Raw genomic sequence first — 13207 nt, 5'->3', positions numbered from 1 at the left:
AGTTAAATGGCTAAAAAAGCACCAGAAATGGAAGAGTATAAATACGGTTTCCGTGACGAGCACAAAGCTATTTTTCAGACCGGTAAAGGTTTGACGCGTGAAGTCGTGACGGAAATATCCAAAATCAAGAACGAACCTGAGTGGATGCTGGAATTTCGTTTGAAATCACTGGAGCAGTTCGAGAAAATGCCGATGCCTCGCTGGGGCGGCGACCTCGATGAGCTGGATTTCAATGATATCCAGTACTATGTAAGACCTTCCGAGAAACAAGGGAAGACTTGGGAGGAAGTACCTGCCGAGATTAAGGAAACCTTTGATAAATTGGGTATTCCGGAAGCCGAGCAGAAGTTTCTGGCGGGCGTATCCGCACAGTACGAATCCGAAGTGGTTTACCATAACATGCAGAAGGATCTTGAGGATCAAGGCGTTATCTTCATGGATACCGATACGGCTCTCAGAGAGCATCCGGAGATTCTGAAAGAATACTTTGCAACGGTTGTTCCTCCAGCCGATAATAAGTTTGCTGCGCTGAACAGTGCCGTATGGTCTGGCGGAAGCTTTATCTATGTTCCAAAAGGCGTAAAATGTGAAATTCCGCTTCAGGCATATTTCCGTATCAATTCCGAGAACATGGGCCAATTCGAACGCACATTGATCATTGCCGACGAGGACAGCTTCGTACATTACGTAGAAGGCTGTACAGCCCCCATCTACAGCACGAACTCGCTGCATAGTGCGGTAGTTGAGATCATCTGTAAGAAGAATGCTCGTGTTCGTTATACAACAATTCAGAACTGGGCACCAAACATCTACAACCTGGTAACGAAGCGTGCTGTTGCTGAAGAGAACGCCACGATGGAATGGGTGGACGGCAACATCGGCTCTAAGCTGACGATGAAATACCCTGCCGTTGTTCTGAAGGGTCGCGGTGCTAAAGGTTCCGTACTTTCCATCGCAGTAGCAGGCAAAGGCCAGCACCAGGATGCAGGTGCGAAGATGCTCCATCTGGCACCGGACACTACGTCTACAATCGTATCCAAATCCATCAGTAAGCATGGTGGTAAAGTAACATACCGGGGACTTGCTTCCTTTGGCCGCAATGCGGAGGGCGCAAAAGCCAATATCCAGTGTGATACGCTCATCCTCGACAATGAATCGACGTCCGATACGATTCCTTATAACGAGATCAAGAACGATAATATTACGCTGGAGCATGAGGCGACCGTATCTAAGGTTTCCGAGGAACAATTGTTCTACCTCATGAGCCGTGGACTCAGCGAATCCGAAGCTACGCAAATGATCGTTATGGGCTTTATCGAGCCGTTCACCAAAGAACTTCCGATGGAGTATGCCGTTGAAATGAACCGCCTGATCAAATTCGAAATGGAAGGTTCCATCGGCTAAATAGTTCATATGAACACAGGAGCGAATCACTCAGGGATGGGTGATTCGCTCTTTTTTTTGTGCTTGAACGTTTATGGGAATAGCACCGAGGCGTGGACGAGGAGGACATGTATAGATTGCACAGGCCGGTTGAACGCGTCTTCGATTTTGCCGAAATCCAATAAGATTAGATGTGAAAAACGTCACAAATAGACACTAAAAAACGCCAGCCTCAAGGCTGACGGTAATACTGGTTATTCAAGCAGGGAAGCAAGCAATTTAGCAGCTTCCGGATTATCTTTTGGAACACAGGTTACAACAGAATCTCTTGAATCTCGGTATGATATTCCTTGGAGAGGTCGATGAAACGATCATCGGTCTTTACAAGCGGACGGAAGTAGTCCGAAGGATGGTTCATGACGATGATGCCGGATTCGCCCGTCGTCAGCAGAACCTTTTTGCCGATGAAATTCGGCAGCATCTGCTGAATGAAAGCGTGCGTCGGCTTGCCGTTCAGCTTCCCGAAGCTGAGACTGTACAGCTCGCGCAAAACGGTTAGCAGCTGCTGCTTGGACTGATAGACCCGGTTCGTTGTCATGGCGCTGTAGACATCGGCTACCGCGCAAATATGAGAGTACGGATGAATCTGGTCTGCATGGAGCGCTCGCGGATAGCCCGAACGGTCATCCCTTTCATGGTGCTGAAGTGCGACCATGGCGGTCACCTTATCATCCATGGATTCGGCGATCATCTCGTAACCATAGATGGTGTGCAGCTTCACTTCCTCGAATTCCTCGGGGGTCAGCTTGCCGGGCTTGTCCAGGATATCCCTTGAAATCTTACTCTTGCCGATATCATGGAGATAGCCCGCTTTACCGATTTCATAGGCTTCCTTGCCGGAGTAACCCATCCAATCCGCGATGTAGTAGGATAGCATCCCTACTTGAATGGAATGCCTGTAGGTATAATCATCTGTTCCATTAAACAGCAGAAGCAGGGATACCACATCCGTATGCTCGTTCAGCGAGCCGACCAGTGGCTGGAAAACATCGTCTACAACGGATTCATTGAACTTTCCGGATTGGGATGCTTCCGTAAATAAGGCGGAGCATCCGTCAAACGCAAGGTTAAAGTGAGGTTTAACCTTGTTGAACGAGTCCGAAATTTCAGATAACGGATCGAGGGATACAGACAGCGCGCGCGGCTGTATTTCTATGTAATCGATACCGTGCTGCAATAGCTTGGATATATCCTCTGAACGAAGCAAAGCCCCTTTTTGCAGAACATGAACGCCGTTCGTATTGTAAGCATCCTGCTGTATTTGATCACCGGGTTTCAGGTCCGTGACATGTACTCTCAAATCATTGCACCTCTTGCCCTTATATTAAGTAAAAAGATCAAAACTATCTTAGCAAGAAAATTATGGTTTTACAATGATATAATCGCGACTTATTGCCTAGCCGTTGGGTCCCAGGGTCCGGTCTGCGCCCCTTTCCACTCCGAACCATCGTCCCATATCTCCTTCTTCCAGATCGGAACGGATCGCTTCAACTGATCGATGGCATATCGGCTTGCTTCGTAACATGTTTCCCGATGCGGTGAAGATACGGCGATAACGACGCTGGTTTCCCCGATTCCGACTGTGCCGATACGGTGGGAAATCGCGCATTTCGTGCCGGGCCATCGGCCGTGGATGTCCATGCAGATTTGCTGCATTTCTTTCAGGGCCATCGGAATGTAAGCTTCATACTCCAGCGTTACCGTTCGCATCTGGCCGGTTATCTCCCGCGTCGTGCCTACAAAGGAAAGCGTTGCGCCATGGTTATCATCATGCACTTTGGCGATGGTTTCTTCCACGGACAGCCGGTGGCAGGTGATGGTGCACGTTCCGTCTGACGAGGAACTGGAGCCTGTGTCCTGCAGGTTGGTTCCGTCCCCGCCGGACACAGGCGGAATCAGAGCCACTTCGTCCCCGCTCTGAATAAGCTGATCCGGCAGCGCATATTCTTGATTGACCGCAACGAAGGCCGTGGCAATCTGGGATTGGGCATCAGGATAAGCCTCGCTAAGAAGCAGCTTCAAATCCCCGGTCGTAAGGGGGAGGGCGGGTACGCCGAATGCAAGTGAAGCGGTGCCGATGCGATCGGCTAATCCGGCGAATAGCAGTATGGAAATGGTTGTCGACATTTTGATCACCTCGTAATTCTTATGGGCTACAATATACCATATTCTTCGCTAAAATGTTATGCTTGTAAGACCGGAAATTATCGTAAAAGTAACTTGGGAGGGGGCCGCCAGATGGGTCTTAAAAGCAATAAACAAAAGCTGACCATATTATATACCAACGATATACACAGCCATTTCGAGATGATGAGCAATGTGGCGGCACTTATTTCCCGGGAAAAGACGGCTGCCGGCGATAAGTCGATCGTGCTGGATATCGGCGACCATATGGATCGCGCATCGGTGGAAACCGAAGGCTCGATGGGGCAAGCGAATGTGGATGTCATTAATTTGACAGGATACGACGCGATTACAATCGGCAATAACGAAGGCCTGACCATTTCGTACGATGTTCTGGAGCATGTATATGCCGGACTGCAGTGCCCCGTCGTTTGCTGCAACATCAGGGAGACGGAGAGCGGCAGTCCTCCTTCATGGATGAAACGGCATGTGATCCTGGAACGGGATGGCATTTCGATCGGGCTCACCGGCGCAACGGCAGCTTTTGCAGGATTTTATCAATTGTTAGGCTGGGAAGCAGGAGACCCGGTGGAGGCCATCGCCGAACAGGTTCGAGCGCTTCAGGGCCAGTGTGATATCGTTATCGTTTTATCCCATTTAGGACTAACGATTGATAAAAGATTAGCAGAACATGTAGAAGGCATTGATGTCATACTTGGCGGCCATACCCATCACATCCTTGAAGAGCCGCTAATGATCGGGAAGACAGCCGTATGCGGCGCGGGCAAATTCGGACAATACGTAGGTCGCCTCGTTATGGAGCGAAACGACGTTGGTGAACGGTTTACCTGCGTAGAGGGAACCTTGCTGCCTGTGGATAAAAGTCTGATGGAGCCCATCGTGGAGCAGGCCATCCTGAAACATCATGAGCTGGCCAAGGAGAAGTTAACCGAAGCCGTGGCCGTGATCGACCGCAGCCTGCCGATCCATTATGAGGAGGAATCGCCGTTTGCGAACCTGTTGGCTCAGGCCGTGCTGCAGCACACGGGTGCGGAAATTGCGATCGTCAATTCCGGGCAGCTGCTGGGACCGCTGCCGGAGGGCGAAATCAGCACCGGGATGCTGCATGGTTTGTGCCCGTCACCGATTAATCCCTGTGTCGTGAAATTGCGGGGAGAACATATCTATCAGGCGCTTGAAGAGAGTCTGCTTCCGGAGTTTAGCGGGAAGAAGATCATGGGCTTCGGCTTCCGCGGGTATCTGTTAGGGGGCCTGGCCGTCGATGGATTAAAGATCCGATATGACAAGGATGGGGAGCCTTACCGGAAGATCACGCAAATCTCCTTCAAGGGACAACCGCTGGAATGGCAGCGGGAATATCATGTGGGAACGCTCGACATGTTTACTTTTAAAATCGGATACGAGACCCTGGCGCTTGGAACGGATACGGTTTATATGCTGCCCGAGTTTATTCGAGACCTGCTGCGGAGCGAGCTTTCGCGTCCCGGATCGCTTGAAGCGTCCATGATTCCACGCTGGATATCCTGACAACCCCCGACTAACTTCCTTTGGCCGAGCATACATATGAGGAGGACAAAGGTAAGGGAGGGGTAGGACATGGATTTTATCACATCCATCATACTGGGGATCGTGGAAGGACTAACCGAATTCATTCCGGTGTCTTCCACGGGCCACATGATTTTGACGGCCAAGGTGCTCGGTTACGACGACCAAACACCGATCATGAAGACGTTTGAGGTTGTCATTCAGCTAGGAGCCATTTTGGCGATCGCGATTGTTTATTGGAATCGGATTTTGAATCTGCTCGGGTGGAGCCGAAGCGAGCCGTTGACCCGGAAAGTGCCTCGGAGGCGATTGAACCTGATGCATATATTTTTGGGGATTGCTCCGGCCCTGCTGGTTGCGTTTTTTGCGAGGGATTTCATCAAAAGCCTGTTCCATGCGCAGACGGTGCTGTTTGCACTCGTTGCCGGCGGCATTTTTATGATTTTTGCGGAATGGTACAATAAGCATAAAGTCCAAGTGACCGCGCATGATATGGATGATTTGACATATAAGCAGGCCTTTCTGATTGGGATCTACCAGATCATATCCGTCCTATGGCCGGGCTTTTCCCGTTCGGGGTCTACGATCTCCGGGGGCATGCTTAGCGGTGTGAGTTATAAGGCATCGGCCGATTTCTCGTTTATTATCGCGATTCCCATCATGTGTGCCGCATCGGGATATGAATTGCTGGATTCTTACCGATATTTTACTTTAGATACGATCGGCGTATTTCTAGCCGGATTTATCGTTTCGTTTGTTGTCGCTTATTTTGTCGTCTTGGCCTTCATGAAACTCATACAGAAGATAAGGCTTACTCATTTTGCGATCTACCGTTTTGGTCTCGCCGCCGTTTTTTGGCTGTTCATCATGCATTAAGCAGGAGTAGACACAAGAAGGAGATCCGGCTTCTTCGTATCGTGATCCACTGAAGACTAGACGCTATATCCCACACAAGTTTCAGAATAGCAGAGGAAGTGACGGATTTTGCGTCTTATACCTATCAACGCGTTGAGGCCGGGCATGGTTCTTGGTAAGAAAATATACAATAGTGACGGTTTAATCCTGCTTGCCGAGGGCGTGGAACTGACAGCCGGGCTGATCCGCCGTCTGGGCACGCTGGAACTCGGGTATGTATACATCGAGGATCCGATGACGGAGGATATCGTGGTTCCGGAGTTGTTGACCGAAGAGACGCGGCTGCAGGCGATCCAATCGATTCGGACCAGCTTCAAGAACCTGGAGAGCCAGGCTGCTCTGAAAGGCAGCTTCCTTCATTTGGGCAAAACGTTCTCTGGGATGATGGAATCCATTATGGATGAAATTTCGGAACATGATGAGGGCATGGTGCTGCTGACCGATATGAATACGAACGATTACAACCTGTACCGTCATTCTCTGAACGTATGCGTCTACTCGACGGTTCTTGGCGTTTCTTACGGGTATAACCGGGAAGAGCTGAGGGTGCTCGGCCTGGGGGCCCTGCTGCACGATATCGGCAAAACGCGGATCAGCCAGAAGCTGCTGAATCATCCAGGACGGCTTAGCGAGGAGGAATTTCGCGAGGTCCAGAAGCACACCGAGATCGGCTTCAAAATATTGAAGGACGAGCCCAACATTCCGCTGTTATCGGCGCATTGCGCCCTGTCACATCATGAGCGCCTGGATGGCAGCGGTTATCCCCGGGCTTTGAAGGGACCTGACATCCATGAATACGCGAAATGGATCGCGATAACGGATTCTTACGATGCGATGACCACGCAGCGGGTGTACAAGCCTGCATTGCTGCCGCACGAAGCGGTGGAGGTCATGTACGCCGGATCGGGAACGCTGTATGAACAATCATTCCTGGCCATGTTTCGGGATCGGGTAGCGATATATCCTCCCGGGATCACCGTGAAATTGCATACGGGTGAGAATGGAGTGGTATCCAGGATCCACGCGCATGTGCCGCATCGACCCGTTGTCCGCGTATTGACGGATGCCGAGGGCACCCCGTTATCCGCGCCTTACGAACTGGATTTATCCGAGACGCTGGCCGTTATGATCGCCGGCATCGGACAGAGCACCATAGATCAAACTGGAGCATAAGGAGGTTGACTCGTGAGACGTAACGGCCATGCAACATTGCTGCATACATGGGGGCGACTGATTTACCGCTACCGTAAAGCCATTGTTGTAACCTGGCTTATTTTGTTTTGCGTGCTGCTTCCGTTTGCGTTCAAGCTGCCGTCCATATTGCAGCATAACGGGTTTACGCCGAAGGATAGCCCGGCCCAGATCGGAATCGAGAAGCTGGAGGAGGGTCTGGGATTGTCGGCAGCCTCGCTGGATATCGTCGTTGTCAGTCGACACGATGAGAACCTGACGGCGGGGACGGCGCAGAGGCGGATACTGACGGAGCTTGCGCCTTTGCGTGACCGCCCATATGTCAGGGATATGTATATGAATATGGCAGCTCATAAGGCTGGCCAGGATCATATCGTATCCGTGACGGTGCTGCTGGATCCGGATTCCTCGAAAGCCCTGCAGCAGTTTGAAGAGATCAGAGACTCGGTTCCCGACATCACGGGAGCGGATACGTACATAACGGGGAATACCGCCATCTTCGCCGATATGAATCAAGCCGTTAAGAGCGATATTATCCATGCGGAAATGATAGGCATTCCTGCAGCCTTGCTCATCCTGGCGGTCGTATTCGGCACATTGACTGCCGCGCTTCTTCCCTTAATCGCCGGAATTGTCAGCGTGGTGGTCACGATGGGCATTCTGTATTTTGTCGCTCTGGCCGACGGCACGATCAGCAATTTTCTTCCGAATGTCGTCACGATGCTTGGTTTGGCCGTAGGCATTGATTATGCCTTGCTGATCGTTAGCCGCTTCAAAGAAGAATTGCGAACACGGAGCGGGGATGTGGGATCCGCACTGGCTGTCACTTGCGCAACCGCCGGCAAAGCAGTGATGTTCTCGGGTGCTGCCGTGTTGATCGGTTTTGTGGCGATGAGTTTCATCGACCTGCCGATCTTCCGCTCTTTCAGCATAGGCGGCATTACCGTCGTGCTGTTCTCGGTGCTGGCCGGCAACACGCTTCTTCCGGCTTTATTGGGGATGCTGGGCCCCCGCATCGATGCGCTCCCTCTCTTTCCGGCCAAACTCCGGGCGCTTCGGGGCCGGCAGACCTTGGGCATGTGGAGAAGGATCTCCGGTTTTGTTATGGCCCATCCCGTGACCATCTCTGTAGCAGCGATCGGTTTGCTGCTGGTGGCGATCTATCCGGTCCGAAACATGAACATTGCCATCCCCGCTGCCGAAGTGCTGCCCCCCGCCTATGAATCCCGTTATGGCCACGACCTGCTTACGCAAGCTTATGACGAACGCGAATTGAATTCGATCGTTGTGGCGGTGGAGCTTCCGTCTTCCTATGCGGATCCGCACAGCATCGAGCTTATGAAAGCATACACGGATGAAATCAGGCTCATGCCAGGCGTGAAGCGGGTAGAGAGTTATCTAAGCGTTGGCAGGGGTTCGGTGGAGGAGGTATCAAACGTTCTGTCCCGCCAAGACATCCGCCAGCAGCTGGAGCAGCATCGTTTTGTCAGAGGAAATATGGCAGCCGTTGCCGTGACTCCGGAGCATGAGGAATCCCATGCACTCACGATGCAGCTTGTCCAAGCGCTGCGGACCATGGATACGAATGAACTGAAGACCTATGTCACCGGCAGCCCCGCGTATAAACTGGACATCATGGAAGCCATCCAGCAGAACATTTCCTACGTCCTGGTATTCGTATTTGCGGTGACTTATATCATCCTCCTCTTCGCATTCCGGTCGATCGTGCTCCCCTTAAAGGCCAGCGTCATGAACATGCTCAGCCTGGGCGCCGGACTCGGTATCGTGGTGTGGGTATTTCAGGAGGGCATTGGTGCGGAGTGGCTGGGCGTTTCTTCTACAGGGTCCATCTTCGCGCTCCTGCCGGTCCTGATATTCTGCGTGGTGTTCGGCATATCGATGGACTATGAAGTCATGATGCTCTCGCGGATCATGGAGAACTATGAACGGACGGGGGATAACGAATTCAGCACGGCCGAGGGCTTGGAGAGTACGGGCGGTCTGATTACCAGCGCGGCTCTGATTCTGGCCGTCGTTGTGGGTGCCTTCGTATTTACGGACAATGAAGTGATGAAAGCGATCGGTTTAGGCCTGACAGCAGCCATTCTGCTGGACGCGACCGTGATTCGGGTGCTGCTTGTGCCTGCATTCATGAAGATGCTGGGCAGAGCGAATTGGTGGAGTCCCGCATGGATGTTTCCGGCATCTAAGCTTGCTTCCAAGGAACGTTCGGACAAACGGGGGGAAGCCGGATGATTTCCAGCCGAACCAAGCAGAAGCCTTCTGTTTGGGTATGTTATAATCATATAATGGACATTATCAAAACCGTAGAGTACATCCAAGCAAGTTGTACTGACTGAATCGGTAATTCAAAGAAATAAGGTGAGTGAACCATGAGTAATACAGCACAGCCGTTTCCATCAGCCGTAAGGCCTATTTCGCCGAGTTATGATCCGTGGGATCCGATAACTTCCCTGCGCGAGCATGGCCGCCACGTGCTGACCAGCGTGGAAATGACAGTGACGCATCTGTGCAATATGCGCTGCGAGCATTGCGCTGTCGGTGATATGCTCGTCATGAAGGAAGCCCCGATGCTGCCCCTGGATACGATGCTGAAGCGGCTGGATGAGGTAGAGCATCTGCAGACGATCAGCCTGACGGGCGGTGAACCGGCGTTTCTGGGCAAAACGGTGGATAACGTGATTGTTCCCCTGCTCAAGTACGCCAAGGAACGGGGAATCCGGACTCAGATCAACTCCAATCTGACGCTGGATATCGGCAGGTACGAGAAGATGCTGCCCTATCTGGACGTTATGCATATTTCGTTCAATTACTTGAACGGGGACGACTTTTATGAGGTCGGATTTGCGAATAGCGCTCGCCCCGTCTCCAAGGAAACGGCATACAAGATGTACGACACGATGCTGGTCAATTCGGAGAAGCTGAGCGCGGCCGGCATGTACATATCCGCCGAATCCATGATTAACTACAGAACGCATACGAAACTGGGCGGCATTCATAAGCTGATCAAGGACATGGGCTGCAAGCGGCACGAGGTTCACCCGATGTATGCTTCGAACTTTGCATCCGCGTTGCCCGTCTTGTCCTTGGCCGATACGAAAGCCGCCATCCATCATTTGCTGGATGTCCGAGACAGGGACATGTGGATGCTGTTCGGAACGCTGCCGTTCTATGCCTGCAGCTCGGACGATCATGACCAGGAGATCATTCGCCGCTTGCGGCAAGAACCGAACGTAACGGTTCGGAACGATCCGGATGGCCGTAACCGGGTGAATGTGAATTTATTCTCGGGCGACGTGTACGTAACGGATTTTGCTGATATCCCGGCTTTTGGTAATATTAAGGAACAGAAGCTGGACGATATTTTTGACGCATGGTCTACAGGTCATCCGTTGAATCAAACGGTCAACTGCCACTGCGATGCAGTGAGCTGCTGCGGTCCGAACCTGTTGGTAGCCGACATGTACTATCGGGGTGTGGATTTCAAGTCGAGAAAAGCAAAGACAAACTAGAACCCTAGAAAGAAGGCGTGTCATCATGGCAGAGGAATTTGAGGTCGGGAAACTGATTTTGAATTTACTCTTGGTTTTCCTGCTCGTTTTGTTGAACGGCGTGTTTGTAGCCGCCGAATTTTCACTCGTGAAAATGCGCCAATCCCGGCTGACCCAGCTCGTTAGCGAAGGGAACCGGCTTGCCGGCATTGCGCTGAAAGTAAACCAAAAGCTGGATGCTTATTTATCCGCCACCCAACTCGGGATTACCCTGACTTCCCTGGGACTCGGCTGGATCGGGGAGCCCGCCATTTCCGAATTGCTGGTAGCTCCCATCATGCACAGCATCGGCTTTGCGGATGAGCGATTGATCAGCACGATATCGGTCGCGGTGGGCTTCTGTATTATCACCTTTTTGCATATTGTGTTAGGGGAGCTTGCACCGAAATCTTTGGCTATTCAGCGGACGGAGGGCACGGCACTGCTTCTGTCAGCCCCGCTGCTCTGGTTTTACCGCATTTTTCTGCCGGTGATCTGGGTGCTCAATGCTTCCGCTAACCGTATTCTGAAGCTGGTCGGCATCGAGCCCGCAAGCGAGGCCGAGGCGGCCCACTCCGAGGAAGAGATTCGGATTCTGATGACCGAGAGCGCACGGAGCGGTGTCATCGACGAGAACGAGATGAAATTGATGGACAACCTGTTCGATTTTTCCGATTTGAGAGCCAGGGAAATTATGCTGCCGAGGACGGATATGGACGTATTGTTCACCAATTTTACCTTGGAGGAGAATCTTCGGATCGTCAACGAGACGAAGCATTCCCGTTACCCGGTTGCAACGGACAACAAGGACCGCATCATCGGATTTGTCCACATTACGGATCTCCTTCTCGCAGAGCCGGAGAAACAGCGTGATCTGACATCCTTGGTGAGACCGATTATGGACGTATCGGAATCCATGGAAATCAGCCAGGTGCTGCGGAAGATGCAGGCAAGACATGAGCAGCTTGCGCTCGTGGTGGACGAATACGGAGGGACCGCCGGCATTCTCACGGCTGAGAAGATTCTGGAAGAGATTGTCGGGGACCTGTACGATGAGTTCGAAGACGAGCGGCCGGAAATCGAAGTGTATGATGAGTCCTTTTCGGTAGACGGGCGAATGCTCATCGAAGAAGTGAATGATTTGACCGGCTTGATGATTGATGAGCATGACGTCGATTCCATTGGCGGTTGGCTGTTCAAGGAGCTGGAAGGGAACCCGGCAGTCGGGAAGAAAACCGCCTTTGACGGGGTGGTCTTTGAAGTTGAGGAGTCTACCCGGTTACGCGTAACCCGCGTCATGATTCATCAGAAGCTGGAAAGCAGCCTCACCCAGAACTAGCAAGACTCTATTTGTTAGGAAGTGGATTATGTCGATTAAGCAGCTGATCTTTATCGGTCTGGGGCTCCTGTTGCTGTACGGAATGTTTACGGTCGGGGCTCCGTTCCTGTTGGCTATCGTGATTGCTATTGCACTGGAGCCGTTAAATCGGCTCTTGATGAAAAGGCTCCGGCTGAACCGCATTGCGGCCGCAACCGTGACCAGCACGCTATTTCTTCTCTTGATGCTGCTTCTGGCTTATCTGATCGGGCTTCAGGTGTTTAACCAGCTGGTCGAATACTGGAGCAGGGCTCCGCAATATTTTGCGGGAGCCAATGAATTCCTTCAGCATACGATTATTCAGGCTCAGGACATGCTGAACGGCGTTTCGCCGGGCCTTGCCGACAGTCTTACCGAATTTATGTCGAATATTTCTTCCTATGTGCAGTCGCTGGTCAATTCGGTATCTTCAACCTTCCTGTCCTTTGCCAAAACGCTGCCTAACCTGTTTGTCACGTTCATCGTATTCTGCGTGGCGGTATACTTGTTTGCGTTCAGCCTCGATACGATGCGCGAAAAGGCGTTGTCGCTGTTCGACGAGTCTTCCCAGTCGCAGGTGAATGAAGTGCTGCTCAGCCTGAAAAAATCGATATTCGGCTTTTTGCGGGCCCAGCTGATCCTCAGTTTGTTCACGTACGTGATCACGCTGCTCGGCTTGCTGGTATTAGGTATCAATTACCCGCTTGCCATCGCCCTGCTTGTCACGATTGTCGACATCCTGCCGATCCTTGGCGTAGGCTCCGTATTGATCCCCTGGTCCATTTACCTGCTCGCGGTAGGCGATATTTTTACAGGGATCGGCTTGATTTTCCTGTTTATCCTGATAACGGTGATCCGCCGCGTGCTGGAGCCGAAGGTCATTGGGGATGCCGTCGGCATCGGCGCATTACCGGCCCTGGTCAGCATGTATGTCGGATTTAAGCTGGTTGGCGTGATCGGATTTTTTATCGGCCCCTTGGTCGTCATTATCTATTCCGCCATGCGTAAAGCGGGCTTGTTCCAAATCAAGATCAAATTCTGAAGGACAACTTGATGCAAC

Annotated in this window: 10 protein-coding genes; 8 read left to right on the top strand and 2 right to left on the bottom strand. The window is 51.8% G+C overall.

Going from position 1 to position 13207, the window contains the following annotated elements; genetic code table 11:
- Positions 1-6: 6 nt before the first annotated feature.
- A complete protein-coding gene (sufB, locus tag M1D70_RS24340) occupies positions 7-1404 on the top strand; it encodes a Fe-S cluster assembly protein SufB (RefSeq protein ID WP_009595766.1) in 1398 nt (465 codons plus the stop codon).
- 292 nt (positions 1405-1696) lie between these two features.
- Here the strand turns inward: sufB and M1D70_RS24335 are convergent, their stop codons facing one another.
- Both M1D70_RS24335 and moaD read right to left on the bottom strand, forming a co-directional pair.
- The gene (locus tag M1D70_RS24335) at positions 1697-2743 is read right to left on the bottom strand and encodes an HD-GYP domain-containing protein (RefSeq protein WP_009595790.1); all 1047 of its coding nucleotides are present in this window, start codon (positions 2741-2743) and stop codon (positions 1697-1699) included.
- 89 nt (positions 2744-2832) lie between these two features.
- Entirely contained in the window at positions 2833-3570 is a 738-nt protein-coding gene (gene moaD / locus M1D70_RS24330) for a molybdopterin converting factor subunit 1 (protein ID WP_456288196.1), read from the bottom strand.
- A gap of 111 nt (positions 3571-3681) precedes the next feature.
- Between moaD and M1D70_RS24325 the strand changes: the two genes are divergently transcribed.
- The 7 genes from M1D70_RS24325 (at position 3682) to ytvI (ending at position 13189) form a co-directional block, all read left to right on the top strand.
- The gene (locus M1D70_RS24325; RefSeq protein WP_009595809.1) at positions 3682-5115 is read left to right on the top strand and encodes a bifunctional metallophosphatase/5'-nucleotidase; all 1434 of its coding nucleotides are present in this window, start codon (positions 3682-3684) and stop codon (positions 5113-5115) included.
- 69 nt (positions 5116-5184) lie between these two features.
- Positions 5185-6009, top strand: a complete 825-nt coding sequence (locus M1D70_RS24320; protein WP_009595695.1) for an undecaprenyl-diphosphate phosphatase — start codon at positions 5185-5187, stop codon at positions 6007-6009.
- A 108-nt stretch (positions 6010-6117) separates the two neighbouring features.
- Positions 6118-7221: an HD-GYP domain-containing protein gene (locus M1D70_RS24315; RefSeq protein WP_009595803.1), complete on the top strand. Its 1104-nt coding sequence runs from the start codon at positions 6118-6120 to the stop codon at positions 7219-7221.
- A gap of 12 nt (positions 7222-7233) precedes the next feature.
- The gene (locus tag M1D70_RS24310) at positions 7234-9495 is read left to right on the top strand and encodes an MMPL family transporter (RefSeq protein WP_456288195.1); all 2262 of its coding nucleotides are present in this window, start codon (positions 7234-7236) and stop codon (positions 9493-9495) included.
- A 137-nt stretch (positions 9496-9632) separates the two neighbouring features.
- Positions 9633-10772 carry a radical SAM/CxCxxxxC motif protein YfkAB gene (gene yfkAB / locus M1D70_RS24305; protein ID WP_009595820.1) on the top strand — a complete coding sequence of 380 codons (1140 nt, stop codon included), beginning with the start codon at positions 9633-9635 and terminating at the stop codon, positions 10770-10772.
- Between the two features lie 25 nt (positions 10773-10797).
- Complete coding sequence (locus M1D70_RS24300; protein ID WP_009595846.1) at positions 10798-12129, top strand: hemolysin family protein; 1332 nt, start codon at positions 10798-10800, stop codon at positions 12127-12129.
- 28 nt (positions 12130-12157) lie between these two features.
- Entirely contained in the window at positions 12158-13189 is a 1032-nt protein-coding gene (gene ytvI, locus M1D70_RS24295) for a sporulation integral membrane protein YtvI (RefSeq protein WP_456288194.1), read from the top strand.
- Positions 13190-13207 lie beyond the last annotated feature (18 nt).

Source organism: Paenibacillus sp. AK002, assembly GCF_053903045.1.
Note: the sequence above shows the minus strand (reverse complement) of the source record. Positions and strands in the feature narration are given on the sequence as shown.

Bases quoted from the DNA above. Each gene is read 5' to 3' on its own strand.
- sufB (WP_009595766.1), top strand. From the start codon at position 7: ATGGCTAAAAAAGCACCAGAAATGGAAGAGTATAAATACGGTTTCCGT.
- moaD (WP_456288196.1), bottom strand. From the start codon at position 3,570: ATGTCGACAACCATTTCCATACTGCTATTCGCCGGATTAGCCGATCGC.
- M1D70_RS24325 (WP_009595809.1), top strand. From the start codon at position 3,682: ATGGGTCTTAAAAGCAATAAACAAAAGCTGACCATATTATATACCAAC.
- M1D70_RS24320 (WP_009595695.1), top strand. From the start codon at position 5,185: ATGGATTTTATCACATCCATCATACTGGGGATCGTGGAAGGACTAACC.
- yfkAB (WP_009595820.1), top strand. From the start codon at position 9,633: ATGAGTAATACAGCACAGCCGTTTCCATCAGCCGTAAGGCCTATTTCG.
- M1D70_RS24300 (WP_009595846.1), top strand. From the start codon at position 10,798: ATGGCAGAGGAATTTGAGGTCGGGAAACTGATTTTGAATTTACTCTTG.
- ytvI (WP_456288194.1), top strand. From the start codon at position 12,158: ATGTCGATTAAGCAGCTGATCTTTATCGGTCTGGGGCTCCTGTTGCTG.